Annotated in this window: 13 protein-coding genes; 7 read left to right on the top strand and 6 right to left on the bottom strand. The window is 70.3% G+C overall.

The window, feature by feature from the left end:
* The first annotated feature begins 20 nt into the window (after positions 1–20).
* From KXR53_RS29820 to KXR53_RS29790, 7 genes are all read left to right on the top strand, one after another.
* Entirely contained in the window at positions 21–1,097 is a 1,077-nt protein-coding gene (locus KXR53_RS29820; RefSeq protein WP_437379120.1) for an ABC transporter substrate-binding protein, read from the top strand.
* 196 nt (positions 1,098–1,293) lie between these two features.
* Positions 1,294–2,199, top strand: coding sequence for an ABC transporter permease (locus KXR53_RS29815; RefSeq protein WP_437379118.1), 906 nt, complete (start codon positions 1,294–1,296; stop codon positions 2,197–2,199).
* Positions 2,196–2,975: an ABC transporter permease gene (locus KXR53_RS29810; RefSeq protein ID WP_437379116.1), complete on the top strand. Its 780-nt coding sequence runs from the start codon at positions 2,196–2,198 to the stop codon at positions 2,973–2,975. Before KXR53_RS29815 ends, KXR53_RS29810 begins: the two co-directional genes overlap by 4 nt.
* Complete coding sequence (locus KXR53_RS29805) at positions 2,962–4,026, top strand: ABC transporter ATP-binding protein (protein WP_437379114.1); 1,065 nt, start codon at positions 2,962–2,964, stop codon at positions 4,024–4,026. Before KXR53_RS29810 ends, KXR53_RS29805 begins: the two co-directional genes overlap by 14 nt.
* The gene (locus tag KXR53_RS29800) at positions 4,026–4,625 is read left to right on the top strand and encodes a cysteine hydrolase (protein WP_437379112.1); all 600 of its coding nucleotides are present in this window, start codon (positions 4,026–4,028) and stop codon (positions 4,623–4,625) included. The genes KXR53_RS29805 and KXR53_RS29800 overlap by 1 nt, the downstream gene beginning before the upstream one ends.
* Before the next feature lie 157 nt (positions 4,626–4,782).
* Entirely contained in the window at positions 4,783–7,008 is a 2,226-nt protein-coding gene (locus KXR53_RS29795; protein ID WP_437379110.1) for an MGH1-like glycoside hydrolase domain-containing protein, read from the top strand.
* A 259-nt stretch (positions 7,009–7,267) separates the two neighbouring features.
* Complete coding sequence (locus KXR53_RS29790; RefSeq protein ID WP_437379108.1) at positions 7,268–8,194, top strand: LysR family transcriptional regulator; 927 nt, start codon at positions 7,268–7,270, stop codon at positions 8,192–8,194.
* 187 nt (positions 8,195–8,381) lie between these two features.
* On the opposite strand, the gene KXR53_RS29785 is transcribed toward KXR53_RS29790, so the two are convergent.
* From KXR53_RS29785 to KXR53_RS29760, 6 genes are read right to left on the bottom strand one after another with little or no spacing between them, the layout of a single operon-like run.
* Positions 8,382–9,770, bottom strand: coding sequence for an MmgE/PrpD family protein (locus KXR53_RS29785; RefSeq protein WP_437379106.1), 1,389 nt, complete (start codon positions 9,768–9,770; stop codon positions 8,382–8,384).
* Positions 9,771–9,790: 20 nt separating this feature from the next.
* Positions 9,791–10,831 carry a serine hydrolase domain-containing protein gene (locus tag KXR53_RS29780; protein WP_437379104.1) on the bottom strand — a complete coding sequence of 347 codons (1,041 nt, stop codon included), beginning with the start codon at positions 10,829–10,831 and terminating at the stop codon, positions 9,791–9,793.
* Positions 10,832–10,850: 19 nt separating this feature from the next.
* Positions 10,851–11,618 carry an ABC transporter ATP-binding protein gene (locus KXR53_RS29775; protein ID WP_437379102.1) on the bottom strand — a complete coding sequence of 256 codons (768 nt, stop codon included), beginning with the start codon at positions 11,616–11,618 and terminating at the stop codon, positions 10,851–10,853.
* Positions 11,615–12,481: an ABC transporter ATP-binding protein gene (locus tag KXR53_RS29770; RefSeq protein ID WP_437379100.1), complete on the bottom strand. Its 867-nt coding sequence runs from the start codon at positions 12,479–12,481 to the stop codon at positions 11,615–11,617. Before KXR53_RS29770 ends, KXR53_RS29775 begins: the two co-directional genes overlap by 4 nt.
* Positions 12,474–13,394 carry an ABC transporter permease gene (locus KXR53_RS29765; protein ID WP_437379098.1) on the bottom strand — a complete coding sequence of 307 codons (921 nt, stop codon included), beginning with the start codon at positions 13,392–13,394 and terminating at the stop codon, positions 12,474–12,476. Before KXR53_RS29765 ends, KXR53_RS29770 begins: the two co-directional genes overlap by 8 nt.
* A gap of 8 nt (positions 13,395–13,402) precedes the next feature.
* Positions 13,403–14,476: an ABC transporter permease gene (locus tag KXR53_RS29760; RefSeq protein WP_437379096.1), complete on the bottom strand. Its 1,074-nt coding sequence runs from the start codon at positions 14,474–14,476 to the stop codon at positions 13,403–13,405.
* Position 14,477 lies beyond the last annotated feature (1 nt).

Genomic DNA, 14,477 nt, shown 5'->3' with positions numbered 1-14,477 from the left:
AACCGCCGGGGAGCACCTTCATGTCCATCACGCTGAATCGGCGCCGCTTCGGCGCCCTGATCGGGGCCGGGGCGCTGGCCGGAGTCGCCGGGCTGCCGCTGCGCCGGGCGCGGGCGGCGGAGACCATCTATGTCCTGAACTGGCAGGGCTACGGCACCGACGAGGCCTGGGCCCTGAAGGCCTTCGCCGAGAAGACCGGCATCGAGGTCAAGCACGACTACTTCAACTCCGAAGAGGAGATGCTGACCAAGCTGCGCACCAACCCCGGCACCTACGACGTGGTGCTGATCAACAGCGCCCGCACCCTGCAGGCCCAGGCCGAGGAGCTGCTGGAGCCGATCGACCTGTCCAAGGTCGCCAACGCCGCCGACCTGGCGCCGGCGCTGCGCGACCACGCCAATTTCCACGAGGACGGCAAGACCTATGGCGTGTCCTGGCTGTGGGGCATCAACGCCCTCGGCCTGCGCCGCGGCAAGGTGAAGACGGACAGCCTGGCGGTGCTGACCGACCCGGCCTATGCGGGCCGCGTCGCGCTGTTCGACGACGCCGTCACCGCGATCGGCATCGGCGCCCTGATGACCGGGCAGGACATCAACGCGCCCAAGGACATGGACGCCGTCGCCGCCAAGCTGAAGGAGCTGAAGCCGGGCGTGAAGCTGCTGTGGTCCAGCGAGGACCAGTGGAACAAGGCCTTCGCCGCCGGCGAGTTCGACGTGTCGATCTACTGGTCGGGCGCGGCCGTGCGGTCGCAGCGCAACTTCAAGCTGCCGGTCGATTTCGTGGTGCCGAAGGAAGGCGGCATTGGCTGGATCGACGGGCTGTCGGTGCCCGCCACCAGCACGAAGAAGGAGGCGGCGCTGACCTTCATCAACTATATGGTCGACCCCGGCTTCTACGATTATTGGGCCACCAATATCGGCGCCCCGGCCTCGGCCAACGCCAAGGCCATGGCGGCGCTGCCGGCCGACGACCTGAACAAGCAGATCCACAAGCAGGAATACCTGTCGCAGCTGCAGTTCATGTCGCCGCTCTCTGACGACCAGCGGACTGCCTTCTCCGACCTGTGGCAGGAGACGAAGGCGTTCTACGCCGGATAGGCTTGGCTCGCGGCGTTGCCCCTCCCGCTTGCGAATCCCACTTCGAAGATCTCACCGTCATTGCGAGCGCAGCGAAGCAATCCATGGGGCAGCAAGAGCGGCGGCATGGATTGCTTCGTCGGCTGCGCCTCCTCGCAATGACGATTTGGGCGGGAGAGTCTGAGTTGGAAGCGACTGTGACCACAGGCGGCATCAGATGACCGAACTGGCAGCGACCAGTACGCCCGCGGTGGCACGGCCGGCGCAGGAAAAGCGCGGCTGGATGGCCACGGCGGCGCTGCTCATGCCCGCTTATGGCTGGCTGACGCTCGCCATCTTCCTGCCGCTGCTGATGATGCTGGGCTTCAGCTTCCTCAAATACGCTCCCTTCGGCGGCAGGGCCATCGTCTGGACCCTCGACAACTATCTCGCCTTCCTGAAGCGGCCCTATCTGCGCGACGTCGCCTGGACCTCGCTGTCGATCGGGATCTGGACCACGCTGATCTGCGCCGTGATCGGCCTGCCGGCGGCGCTGGCCCTGGCCCGCTCCACCTTCGGCCGCACCCGGCAGGTGCTGTTCCTGCTGGTGATCCTGCCGTTCTGGACCAATGGCCTCGTCCGCGTCTTCTCCTGGACCATGGTGCTGCGAGACGGCGGGCTGATCGACGGCCTCTACCATTGGATCGTGCCGGACGCGGCGCCGCTCGGGCTGCTCTACTCCTACCCCGCCATCATCGTCGGGCTGGTGCATGCCTACCTGCCCTACATGATCCTGACCTGCTACCTGTCGCTGGTCGCGATCGACGACCAGATACTGGAGGCGGCACGCAGCCTCGGCGCCCGCGCGCCCGTGGTGTTCTGGAAGATCATCCTGCCGCTCTCCACGCCGGGGCTGATCTCCGGCTCCGTCCTGATCTTCGTGCCGGTGATCGGCAGCTTCATGGAGCCGCGCATCCTCGGTGGGCGGGTCGGCGTCACCATGGGCACGGTGATCGAGGACCAGTTCACCCAGGCCTTCAACTGGCCGCTGGGCGCCGCCCTCTCCTTCACCATGCTGGCGATCGTGCTGGCGATCTTCGCCCTGGCCTCGCCGGTGCTGAAGCGGCAGGGGATGGGCCGATGAAGCGCCTGGGCCTCGCCCATCTCTGGGTCGTCATCGCCTTCCTGTACCTGCCGATCGCGGTGATGGTGGTGATGGCGTTCAACGCCTCGCCGCTCTACGAGCTGCCCTTCAGCTTCTCGCTGGACTGGTTCGCGAAGCTGCCGGGCAATGAGCGCCTGCTGTCGGCCAGCGGCAACAGCCTGATCCTGGCCGTCGTCACCGCCATCCTGGCGACTGCGATTGGCGTGCCGGCGGCGCTGGCGCTGTCGCGGCGGAAGTTCCGCGGCCGGTCGCTGCTGCAATTGCTGCTGCTGCCGCCGATCGCCATCCCCTGGCTGATCACCGGCACGGCGATGCTGGTGTTCTTCTTCTCCACCGGCATCGGCCGCGGCCTCTTCGCCATGACCATCGGCCATGTCGCGCTGGCCATCCCCTATGTCGTGCTGGTGGTCGGCACCGGGCTGCAGTCGCAGCGCGCCGATTTGGAGGAGGCGGCGATGAGCCTGGGCTCCACCCCGCTGCACGCCTTCTTCAGCATCACCCTGCCGCTCCTGCTGCCCAGCATCATCGCCGCGGCGCTGTTCGCCTTTGCCGTGTCGCTGGACCAGTTCGTGGTCTCCTATTTCCTGGCCACGCCCGGCGTCACCACCCTGCCGGTGGAGATCTACTCCGCCATCCGCAAGGGCTTCACGCCGGAGATCAACGCCATCTCCACCATCCTGCTGGGCGCCTCGATGATCCTGGTCCTGGCCTTCGCCCTGCTGTCGAACATGGGAGGCGCCCGTGAGCGGCGTTGAGGTTTCCGCCGTCAGCAAGCGCTACGGCGCCGCCACCGTCCTGGACCGGATCAGCGCGCGGTTCGAGGCCGGGCGCTTCACCAGCCTGCTCGGCCCCTCCGGCTCCGGCAAGACCACCCTGCTGCGCATCGTCGCCGGCTTCGTCGTGCCGGATGAGGGCGAGCTGCGCATCGGCGCCGAGGAGGTGACGCGGGTGCCGGTGTGGAAGCGCCGCATCGGCATGGTGTTCCAGTCCTACGCCCTGTTCCCGCACATGACCGTGCTGCAGAACGTGACCTTCGGGCTGAACCGGCGCGGCGTGCGCGGCGCCCAGGCCGCGAAGGAGGCGCGCGAGGCGCTGGAGATGGTGCGCCTGTCCGGTTTCGAGAGCCGCAGCCCGAAGCAGCTTTCCGGCGGACAGCAGCAGCGCGTGGCCCTGGCCCGCGCCATCGTCACCAAGCCGACCGTGCTGCTGCTGGACGAGCCCTTGTCGGCGCTGGACCGGCGGCTGCGGCAGGAGATGCAGGTCGAGCTGAAGCGCATCCAGCGCGAGAGCGGCCTGACCACCATCTTCGTCACCCACGACCAGGAGGAGGCGCTGACCCTGTCCGACCGCATCGCCATCCTGGACCGCGGCCGGATCGTACAGGACGGGGCGCCGGGCGAGATCTATGAGCGGCCGCGCACCCGCTTCGCCGCCGGGTTCCTGGGCGACGCCAATTTCCTCGAGGGCACGGTCACGGCGGGCGGGGTCGAGGTGCCGGGCGGCGGCATCGTCCGGGTCGCGGGATTGCTGCCGGCGGCCGGGTCGAAGGCGACGCTGGCGGTGCGGCCGGAGAAGATGCAGATCCTGCCCCCGAACACCGCCCACACCTTCGAGAATGCGATGCCGGCGATGCTGCGCGAGGTGATCTATGCCGGCGCCGTCTCGACCTACCTGCTGGCGGGGCCGGACGGGCGCGAGCTGAAGGTCTTCGCCCAGAACCGGTCGCAGGATGGCGCAGGGCTGCAGCCCGGCGCTTCCGTCACCCTGGGCTGGTCCGCCGCCCACACCATCGCGCTGGAGGATTGATGCCGCGCTTCGGGCCGCTGTCGCCGAACACCGTCCATGTCGCCATCGACCTGCAGCGCCTGTTCGCCGAGGACACGGTGTGGTCGACCCCGACGCTGATGAGCGTGGTCCCCAACGTCGCCGCGCTGGTCAAGGCCAAGCCCGGCCGCACCCTGTTCCCGCGCTTCGTGACGCCGGAACGGGCCGAGGACGCGCCCGGCACCTGGCGCCGCTATTACACGCATTGGGCCGCGGTGACCCGGCCGAAGCTGGCGCCCGGCATGCTGGATCTGGTGGCGGAGCTGGCGGCGCTGGCCCCGGAAGGCAGCGTCATCGACAAGCCGACCCATTCCGCCTTCGCCGCGCCGGACTTCGTCGACCGGCTCGCCGCGCTGGGCGCCGACACGCTGATCGTCACGGGGGTGGAGACGGATGTCTGCGTCCTCGGCACCATCCTCGACGGCATCGACCGCGGCTTCCGCATCGTCGCCGTGTCCGACGCGATGACCAGCTCGTCGCTGCCCGGCCACCACGCCACGCTCGACCTCATCCTGCCGCGCTTCGACCAGCAGGTGGAGATCGTCACCACCGAAGCGGCCCTCAGGGCCTGGAGTCGGTAGAAGAAGCGGCACTTGCATTTATCCGTCATGGCGAGGCGCGCAGCGCCGTGGCCATCCAGGGCCGCTCGCATCGGCCCCTGGATGGCCACGCCCCTTCGGGGCTCGCCATGACGGATTGGGAAGACATGGCAATGACGATTTTCGGCATGAGGTCCTGATGCTGCGCGATACGACCGTCCCGCTTGCCCGGGCCTGGAACACCTGGTCCAGCCGCCCGGCCGAGATGGTGTTCCTGCCGCTGGGCGTGCGGGTGACGCCGCTGGCCTATGCCGACAGCCGCCGCGCTGCGACGCTGTTCCCGGCGAAGTCCGTGCGCTACGGCCGCCACGCCCTCGACGGCAGCCTGGTGGAGCTGGACCTGGACCACGCCGGCACCCGCCTGGCCTGGCGCTGGGCCAAGCGCGGGCCGTTCGAGCTGTCCGGCACCTGGCGCACACAGAAGACCGGCGAATGGGGCCTGCGATTCTGGTTCAACCTGTGCCTGTCGGCCGAGGAGGGACAGACCGTGCGCTGGGACCCGGCCGGCGCCGCCGTGGTCAAGGTCGGCCACCGCTTCGTCGCGCTGGCCAGTGCCGAGCCGCCGGTGCAGGTGACCGGCCACGCCACGGTCGAGGCCGTGGCCGAGGATTACGAGACGCACGGCTATTTCCATCTCGGCTCGCGGTCGGAGGCGGCGCCGGTGCTGGCGCTGCGCTTCAACCTGGAGATGATGCGGAACGGAGGCATCGGCGTCGCCGTGGCCGACCGGGCGGACCTGGCGGTCGAACGCGCCAGGGGCCTGGCGGCCGAGCCGGGCGAGGCGTCTGCCCTGCCGGGCCAGACCGGCGCCCAGGCCGGTGCGTTGGACGCGCTGCGCGACGTGATGGCCTGGAACACGGTGTGGGACGAGGTCAACCATCGCCCCTACACCTCGATCAGCCGGAACTGGAACCTGTCGAAGTTCGGCGGCTTCGGCGTCTGGCTGAACGACCAGCTCTACAACGCGCTGCTGACCGGGTACCTCGACCAGGAGATGGCGCGGGAGAATCTGGCGGCGTCGCTGGCCAGCGCCACGCCGGAAGGCAACCTCGCCTGTCTTTTGACCGCCAACGACGCCTGGGTCGACCGCACCCAGCTGCCGATCGGGTCGTTCCTGCTGTGGCTGATCTATCTCCGCTCCCGCTCGCGGCCGATGCTGGAGCTGACCTACGGCACGCTGGCGCGCAACCACGCCTGGTGGTGGCGCGAGCGCGACCCGCGCGGCCGCGGCCTCGTCTCCTACGGCACCTCGGATGTCGGCGAGGGGCTGTACAAGGGCACGTCCTTCGGCGCCCGCAACGAATCCAGCATGGACAACTCGCCGATCCATGACGAGGCGGCGTACGACCCGGAGACGCGCACCCTGCGCTGCGAGGATGTCGGGCTGAACAGCCTGCTGGCCTTCGACGCCGAGGTGCTGTCCTGGATCGCGGCCGAGCTGGGCGACGAGGCCGCCGCGGCCGCTCATGCCGAGACCGCCGCCCGCACCCGGGCGAAGATCGGCGCCGAGCTGTGGGACGAGAGCCGCGGCATCTTCGCCAACCGGCTGTGGTCCGGCGAATTCGTGCGCAGCCTGGGGCCGACCAGCTTCTATCCGCTGATCTGCGGCGCCGCCTCGCCGCAGCAGGCGCAGCAGTTGCTGGCCCATCTCGAGGACCCAACCACCTTCGGCGGCGAATTCGTCATCCCCGGCACCACCCGCGACGACCTGGCGGCGAAGGACAATTCCTACTGGCGCGGCCGGATCTGGCCGCCGCTCAACTGGATGGTCTGGCACGGGCTGCGCCGCAACGGCTTCGAGGCCGAGGCGGCGAAGCTGGCCGAGGACAGCCTGCGCCTGTTCCGCCGCGCCTGGGACGAGCGCCGGCTGTGCCCGGAGAACTACAACGCCGAGACCGGCGAGCCGATGGACCAGCCCGACACCGAGGGCTTCTACAGCTGGGGTGCGCTGATGCCGGCGCTGGGCGTCGCCCGGGTGATGGACGTCAACCCCTGGGGCGGCTGGGAGGTCGTCAATGACGGCGCCGACGCGACGCTGGGCCCGATCGCCAGCCCGGCCGGAGCGGTGACGGTCGCGATCGAGGGCGGCGTGCTGGCGCTGCGCCAGGGCAGCCGGGTCCTGCTGGAGACGAATATCCGGGGCCGGCTGTCGCAGCTGCGCTTCGCCGAGGGCGACATCGCCGTCACCCTGCCGCCGGAGCTGCCGGTCGGCGCCTGGCTGCGCTTCCCGTCCCTGGCGCCGGACCGCGTGCTGGACCTGCGGGTCGGCGACGAAGCCGCCCTCTGGCAGGCGGAGGCCGGCGTCATCGTCGACCTGCCGCCCGGCGCGGCCGGCCGCAGGCTGCGGATCTTCCTGGCCGCGTAGAGCCGTCGCTTCCTGCCCAAGCCGCGGGCATCGCCCCGCATAATGCCTCCGCCCTGGTCACCGCCGCCCCCGCCGGGGCGCGCGGCGGCCTGGGCACGGCCGTTTCCCCGGCTGGTACGCCGCCTGCATCCGCTTCGGTTCCACAGTCGCTGCGGATGACGCAGTATCGCGCATCGGGACCTTGCGGCCCCTCTCCCGTCCGGGCCCATCCCGTCGAGACGCGTATCGGAGCAGCCCCGAACCCGAGCGGAGGCCCCTGATGGAAGTGAAATGGCTGGAGGATTTTCTCAGTCTGTCCGCGACATCGAGCTTCTCCCGCTCCGCCGATGAGCGGCACGTCACCCAATCGGCCCTGAGCCGCCGCATCCGGCAGCTGGAGAGCTGGATCGGCGTGCCGCTGTTCGACCGCACCAGCTATCCCGTCCGGCTGACCGCGGAAGGCCAGGACTTCCTGCCGCGGGCGCGGAAGATCCTGGATCTGGTGCAGCAGACCCGCGCCGAGCTGCGCGACCGGCACGAGGCCGCGGCCGAGATCCTGTCCTTCGCGACGCTGAACACCCTGTCCCTGACCTTCTTCCCGACCTGGATCCGCGGCCTGGAGAGCCGGCTCGGCCCGATCCGGACCCGTTTCGAGACGCGGCCGACCTTCGCCGGCATCATCGCGACGCTGCTGGACGGCCATTGCGACTTCCTGCTGACCTACGCCCATGAATCCGTGCCGCTGATGAGCGACCTCGCCTATTGCGAGCACCGCTGCCTGGGCGAGGAGCGGGTCATCCCCGTCTCCGCCCCGGACGGGCGGGGACGGCCGCTGCACGCGATCGAGGGCGGCGGGCCGATCCAGTATCTGAGCTACGGCACCGGATCCTTCTTCGGCCATGGCCTGGCCCGGCTGTTCGCCGGGCGGCCGCTGCCGCTGGCCGTGGTCTATGAGAACGCGATGTCGGCCGGCCTCAAGGCCATGGCCCTCGCCGGGCGGGGCCTCGCCTGGATCCCGGAGAGCCTGATCGCGGAGGAGCTTCGTTCCGGCGCGCTGGTGCGGGCCGGCAGCCCAGCCTGGACGCTGATCGTGGAGATCCGCCTCTACCGCGCCGCCGCCGGCCGCCCCTGCGCCGACCGGTTCTGGTCGGCGGTCCCCGACTGGCGGGACGCGATGCCGTCACCCCGCCGGGCCTCGGCGGGGTGACCGCTGGCGGTCATCGTAGGCAGAGCCGGCCTTGCTCAATGGCGCAGTCCGCCCCCTCACCCTCCCGCCGCCTTCGGCGTCGGGCCCCTCCCTCTCCCCGAGGAGAGGGGAATCAACGCGGCGCCCCATACACCTCTCCTTGGGGAGAGGTCGAAATCGCGTCAGCGATTTCGGGTGAGGGGGCGACTCAGGCCCATCCGCTATCTTGGCGCATATGGGCCATCGCCAGCGGCTGCTCCAGGAACGTCAAGCCGTCCTGCCGGTCCAGCGCGTCGAGGCGGTCGTACAGGCGCTCGATCTCTGCGGGGTCGAGCGCGCCGCGGCAGCAATCGGCGAATTTGGCGCGCCGATCCGCGTCGTCGAACGGGTCGGCGATGCTGCCTTTCGCCTCCGCGCGCTCGGCCGAGAGGATCCGGCCGTCGGCGAGCCGGATCGTGACCCGGTGCGGCAGCGGCCTCGGGCCTGCCGCCCGCTCCTCCTCCCGTGACCAAGCGGTCATCGTGATGCGCGGCAGCAGCGCATGTACTGCTGGCGCCCCGACCGCCGCTTGGGTGAAATCCGACAGCTCCAGCCGGTCCTTCAGCAGGGCCAGGGCGACGCAATACGGCATCGAGAAGCGCGCCTGCATCTCGTCCTCCGGGCGCGGATAGGCGAGGTTGCGCTGGTTGGCGATGCCGACCAGCGTCTCCACCGCGACCACCTCCGCCGCTGCGAAGCCATGCTGCGCCCTGAGGTCGAGGACGATGTCGACCGCGTTGTGGGTCGAGCCGCAGCAGGGGTGGCGCTTCGGCATCAGCCCGTCGCTCTCGATCACATGCGGGCTGCCGATCGACACCCCGTCCCAGCCCGCGGCATCCGGCCCGCCGAACAGCTCGTGGAAGCCCTGCGGCGCCTCGAGGATGTCGAGCCGCCCGGTCATGCCGCACTCCGCCAGCGCCGCGGCCTCGACCGCGTTGCGCGCGGCCAGGCCGGCGTGGAGCGGCTTGGCCGGGGTGCCGAACTGGCCCTTGACCCCGGCGGCCATGCTGACGGCGAGGCTTATCGCCCGGGCGATGCCGGCCGCGTCCAGGCCGCGCAGCCAGGCGACGCCCGCCGCGGTGCCGATGCAGCCGACCGTCGATGTGGCATGCCAGCCGGTCGCGTAGTGGGACGGGTTGACGCCGCGCCCGACCGCGGCCTGCGCCTCCAGCCCGACCAGATAGGCGTCGACCAGCCTCCGCCCGGATACGCCGCGGGCCAGCGCCACGCCGAGCAGCGCCGGCACCAGCACCGCCGAGGCATGGCTGGCCGCCGGACGGAAATTATCATCGTAGTCGAGCGCATGCGCCGCCGTGCCGTTGACCAGGGCCGACAGCGCCTCCGAGCCCAGCCCGCCGCCAATCAGGTTGCAGCGCGGGCCGGCGGCAACCGTGCCGGCGAAGGCGGCGCGCACGGCGCGCACCGACGGGTCATCGGCCCCGGCCAGCATGCAGGCGACGGTGTCGGCGACGGCGTGGCGGGCCCGCAGGCGCGCGAGATCGCTGAACGCGACGCCGGACCGGCTCCATTCCGCGATCGCCTCGATGACGCTGGCCATGGCGCGCTGTCTCCCCTGGCTTATCCGGCGCGGCAGGCGTCGAGGACGAGGCCGAGCAGCCGGCCGAACTTGAACCGGTCGACCTCCGGCCCGACCGGCTTCCCGTCGATCTTCTCCGTGTCGGCGCGGTGGACGACGACGAGATCGAGCGGCGGGATGACGACGCAGTAATGGCCGCCGGCGCCCTGGGCGCTGTAGGTGCCCTCCGGCACGACCACGCCGGGGAAGGCGATGCCCTGGCGCGACACCCACCACATGTAGCCATAGGCGCCGCGCGGGCCGGCATCGGAATAGGGCAGCACGCTGGCCGCCGCCCAGCCCTGCGGCACCACCTGGCGGTCGCGCCAGCGCCCGTCGCGCAGGAACAGCAGGCCGAAGCGCGCGAGGTCGCGGGTCGACATCCGGAACGGATAGGCGTGGTGGACCGAGCAGGGATCGGGCTCAAGCCAGCCATCCGCCTGCTCCGCATCGAAGCGGAAATCCTGCATGCCGACCGGCGCCGCGATCCGGTCGCGAAACGCGGCGTGGATGCTGCGGCCGATGAGCTGCCGGTAGATCGTGCCGAGCGCGTTGAAGTCCCAGTTGCTGTAGCACCAATGGGCGCCCGGCGCCTGGGAGTGGCGCGGCGGCTTCAGCGACTTCATCCAGGGCGTCTCATATCCGGCGGGGTGGTAGATGCCGGACCGTGCGGTCAGCAGGTCGTAGATGGTCGCCTGCTTCTCGCGCTCGCTCAGCCGCTCACGGTCGTCGATGCCGAGCGTCTCCAGGGTCAGCGACAGGTCGATCGTTCCGTCGTCCTGATGCGTGCCGATCAGGGCGCTGAGAAAGCTCTTGCGCATCGAATGGCACAGATAGCGCCGGGCGACGTCGCCGCGGCTGGCGACCACCCGCCCGCCCTGCACGATCATCAGCGCGGCGGTGCCGATCCGGTCGGCTTGGGCCCAGACGCGATCCAGGTGCTCGAGCGACCATCCGGCCGACCGCAGATCCTCGACCATCTCCCAGGTCGTCCCGGGCCAGTGGTCGGCCTCGACCCGTTCGGCTGCGCTGAGCTGATCCACCTTCCCCTCCTCCGCCCCGTCAGGACGCCGGCCGGTAGCCGATGCTCGCCTCCAGGAAGTCGCGCGTGTACGGCTCGCGCGCTCGGCGGGCGCGGACGCCCTGCGCGGTCATCTCCTCGACGATGCGGCCCCGGTCCATCATCGCGATGCGGTCGCAGAGATGGGCGATGACGGCGATGTCGTGGGTCACCATCAGATAGGTCAGGCCGCGCTCGCGCCGCAGCGCCTTCAAGAGGTTCAGGATCTCCGCCTGGACCGAGACGTCGAGCGCCGAGGTCGGCTCGTCCAGCAGCAGGATCTCCGGCTCGATGATCAGGCTGCGGGCGATGGCGACGCGCTGCCGCTGCCCGCCCGACAGCTCGTGCGGATAGCGGTAGCGGAAGCCGCCGCCCAGGCCGACCGCCTCGAGCGCCGCGTCGATCCGCTGCTCCGGCCGGTCGAAGCCGTGGATGCGCAGCGGCTCGGCCAGCACGGCCCGGACCATCTTGCGTGGATGCAGCGAAGCGTAGGGGTCCTGGAACACCATCTGGACGCGGCGGAAGAACGCCTTGTCGCGCTTGCGCGGCACCTCCCGGTCCCGGAACAGGACCGACCCGCCATAGGCGGTGTTGAGCCCGGCCAGGGCACGCAGGACGGTCGACTTGCCGCAGCCGGATTCGCCGATCAACCCGAAGGATTCGCCCTGGCGGAGGGCGAAGGACACGTCGTCGACCGCGGTCATCGCCGCGGCGCCGGACCCGAAGGTGACGCGCAGGCCGACCGCCTCCAAGATCGTATCGGCGGTCATGCCACGGCCCCGCCGTGCAGCGTCGGCCCGTCGAGCCAGGCCGGATCGCGGCTGGGCACCTGCAGCGTGTCGACCGGCCGGTCGAGCCGCGGCAGGCTGTCGAGCAGGGCGCGGGTGTAGGGATGCTGGGCCCGGTGCAGCTCCCGCGCCGGGATGTCCTCCATGATCCGCCCGGCATACATGACCAGCACGCGGTCGCAGAAATCGGCGACCAGGTTGAGATCGTGGCTGATGAACATCAGCCCGGTGCCGCGCCGGGTGACGAGGTCGTCGAGGATGGTCAGGACCTGCCGCCGCACCGTCACGTCGAGGGCCGAGGTCGGCTCGTCGGCGATGATCAGGTCCGGCTCCGGGATCAGCATCATCGCGATCATGACGCGCTGGCCCATGCCGCCCGAGACCTCGTGCGGGAACAGGCGGAACACCCGCTCCGGGTCGCGGATGCGGACGGCGTCCAGCATCTCCAGCGCCCGCGCCTTCGCCTCGCGCGCGCCGACCCGATGGTGCAGCCGGTAGGCCTCGGTAATCTGCCGGCCGACCCGCATCAGCGGGTTCAGGGAGAATTTCGGATCCTGCAGGATCATCGAGATGCGATTGCCGCGGATCGCCCGCATCCGCCGCTCCGACGCGGCGAGCAGGTCGATGCCGTCGAAGTCCAGCCGGGCCGCGGTCACCCGCGCCGCCTTGGGCGTCAACTTCAAAATTGACCGACCGGTCAGCGATTTGCCGGAGCCGGATTCGCCGACGATGCCGACCTTCTCGCGCCCGATGGCGAAGGAGATGCCGCGCACGGCCTGCAGCACGCCGTGGCCGCCGGGGAAGGTGATGCGCAGATCCTCGACGGTGAGCAGCGGGTCAGCCATGGCGGGGGTCCAGGATGTCGCGCAGCCCGTCGCCGAACAGGTTGAAGGCCAGGCTGGTGAGGAGGATGGCGCAGCCGGGGATCGCCGCGATCCACCAGCTGGTCAGCACGAATTCGCGGCCGCTGGACAGCATCGCGCCCCATTCCGGGCTGGGCGGCTGCGCGCCGAGGCCGAGGAAGCCGAGGCCCGCGGCGGTCAGAATGATCGCCGCCATGTTCAGCGTGATCCGCACCACCACCGAAGGCAGGCACATCGGCACCACATGCGACAGGATGATCCGCAGCGCGGACGCCCCCTGCAGGCGGACCGCGGCGATGTAGTCGGAGCTGCGGATCGACAGCGTCTCCGCCCGCGCCAGCCGCGCGATCGGCGGCCATGCGGCGAGCGAGATGGCGATGACCGCGTTCTCGATGCCGGGGCCGAGCGCGGCGACGAAGGCCAGCGCCAGGACCAGGCTGGGAAAGGCCAGGAAGATGTCGACGATGCGCATCAGCACGATGTCGACCCAGCCGCCGAGATAGCCCGCCGTGGTGCCGATCAGGAGGCCGACCGGCGCCACGATCAGCGCCGTCAGCACGGCGATGTAGAGCGTGATCCGGGCGCCGAAGACGATGCGGCTGAACACGTCGCGGCCGAGCTCGTCGGTGCCAAGGATGTGCACGGCCGAGGGCGGCTGCAGGCGGATCGAAAGATCCTGGGCGTAGATGTCGTGGGTCGCGATCAGCGGCGCGAAGACCGCCGCCACGACCATCAGCAGGATGATGGCCAGCCCCAGCAAGGCGGAGGGGTTGCCCCACAGCCGCAGCAGCCTGAGCCGGAGCTGCTGGGCGCGGGCCTGGAGGGGCGAGGTCGGGACCGGGGCCCGGAGCCAGCTCTTCAGCGAGCCGATGCGGGTGGCGGTGTTGCTTGGCATGTCCGCGCTCATCGGGTGCGAGGGTCGAAGATGCGGTACAGCAGGTCGCAGAACAGGTTCAGCGCGACGAAGATCACGCCGATCAGCAGCGTGCAGCCGACCACCGCGTTCATGTCGCCGGCGAGCAGCGTGTTGGTGAGATAGCGGCCGAAGCCGGGCCAGGCGAAGACCGTCTCGGTCAGCACCGCCCCTTCCAGGAGGAAGGCATAAGACAGGGCCACCACCGTCACCACCTGCACCGCGATGTTGCGGAAGGCATGGACCCAGACGGTGCGGGCCCAGGACAGGCCCTTGACCCGCGCCGCGATCACATATTCCTGGCCCAGCTGCTCGATCATGAAGCTGCGGGTCATCCGGCTGATATAGGCAAGGGCGCCGAAGCCGAGGATCGAGGCCGGCAGGATGATGTGGCGGAAGGCATCGCCGAACGCCTCCCACTGCCCCTGCAGGGCGGTGTCGAGCAGCAGGAAGCCGGTCATCGGCTCGATGTCGAACTCGTAGACGAAGTCGATGCGCCCGGGCCCGCCGACCCAGCCGAGCGTGGCGTAGAACAGCACCAGCCCCATCAGCCCGAGCCAGAAGGTCGGTGCCGAATAGCCCAGCAGGCCGACCACGCGGACGAGGTGGTCGACCGCGCTGTCGCGATACATCGCCGCCAGCACGCCCAGCGGGATGCCGAGCCCGGTGCCGATGATGATGGCGACGCTGGCCAGCTCCAGCGTCGCCGGGAAGACCCTGGCGATGTCCTCGACCACCGGCTTGCCCGTGGTCAGCGCCGTGCCGAGGTCGAGGCTGGCGATGTCGCGCAGGTAGCGCAGGAACTGGACCCAGACCGGCTGGTCCAGCCCGAGCTGCCGATACATCGCGTCATAGGCCGCCTGGCTGGCGTTGTCGCCGAGGATGGCGGTGACCGGATCGAGTGGCAGCAGCCGCCCGATGAAGAAGGTCAGCGCCGCGAGCCCGAACAGGGTGACGGCGACCGACAGGACGGTCCGGCCGGCCGCCAGCGCCCAGGACGACAGCGCCTTCCGTCCTGGGGCCGCGGGCCGGCGGGGAACGGCGATGGGGGCGGCGTCGACCATG

It is taken from the genome of Inquilinus limosus, assembly GCF_051487185.1.
In the GTDB taxonomy this organism is placed as follows: Bacteria; Pseudomonadota; Alphaproteobacteria; order DSM-16000; family Inquilinaceae; genus Inquilinus; species Inquilinus limosus_F.
This window is presented reverse-complemented; position numbering and strand designations above follow the sequence as displayed.

Bases quoted from the DNA above. Each gene is read 5' to 3' on its own strand.
- KXR53_RS29775 (WP_437379102.1), bottom strand. From the start codon at position 11,618: ATGACCGCCGATACGATCTTGGAGGCGGTCGGCCTGCGCGTCACCTTC.
- KXR53_RS29820 (WP_437379120.1), top strand. From the start codon at position 21: ATGTCCATCACGCTGAATCGGCGCCGCTTCGGCGCCCTGATCGGGGCC.
- KXR53_RS29800 (WP_437379112.1), top strand. From the start codon at position 4,026: ATGCCGCGCTTCGGGCCGCTGTCGCCGAACACCGTCCATGTCGCCATC.
- KXR53_RS29810 (WP_437379116.1), top strand. From the start codon at position 2,196: ATGAAGCGCCTGGGCCTCGCCCATCTCTGGGTCGTCATCGCCTTCCTG.
- KXR53_RS29760 (WP_437379096.1), bottom strand. From the start codon at position 14,476: ATGGTCGACGCCGCCCCCATCGCCGTTCCCCGCCGGCCCGCGGCCCCA.
- KXR53_RS29770 (WP_437379100.1), bottom strand. From the start codon at position 12,481: ATGGCTGACCCGCTGCTCACCGTCGAGGATCTGCGCATCACCTTCCCC.
- KXR53_RS29765 (WP_437379098.1), bottom strand. From the start codon at position 13,394: ATGCCAAGCAACACCGCCACCCGCATCGGCTCGCTGAAGAGCTGGCTC.
- KXR53_RS29785 (WP_437379106.1), bottom strand. From the start codon at position 9,770: ATGGCCAGCGTCATCGAGGCGATCGCGGAATGGAGCCGGTCCGGCGTC.
- KXR53_RS29790 (WP_437379108.1), top strand. From the start codon at position 7,268: ATGGAAGTGAAATGGCTGGAGGATTTTCTCAGTCTGTCCGCGACATCG.
- KXR53_RS29815 (WP_437379118.1), top strand. From the start codon at position 1,294: ATGACCGAACTGGCAGCGACCAGTACGCCCGCGGTGGCACGGCCGGCG.
- KXR53_RS29795 (WP_437379110.1), top strand. From the start codon at position 4,783: ATGCTGCGCGATACGACCGTCCCGCTTGCCCGGGCCTGGAACACCTGG.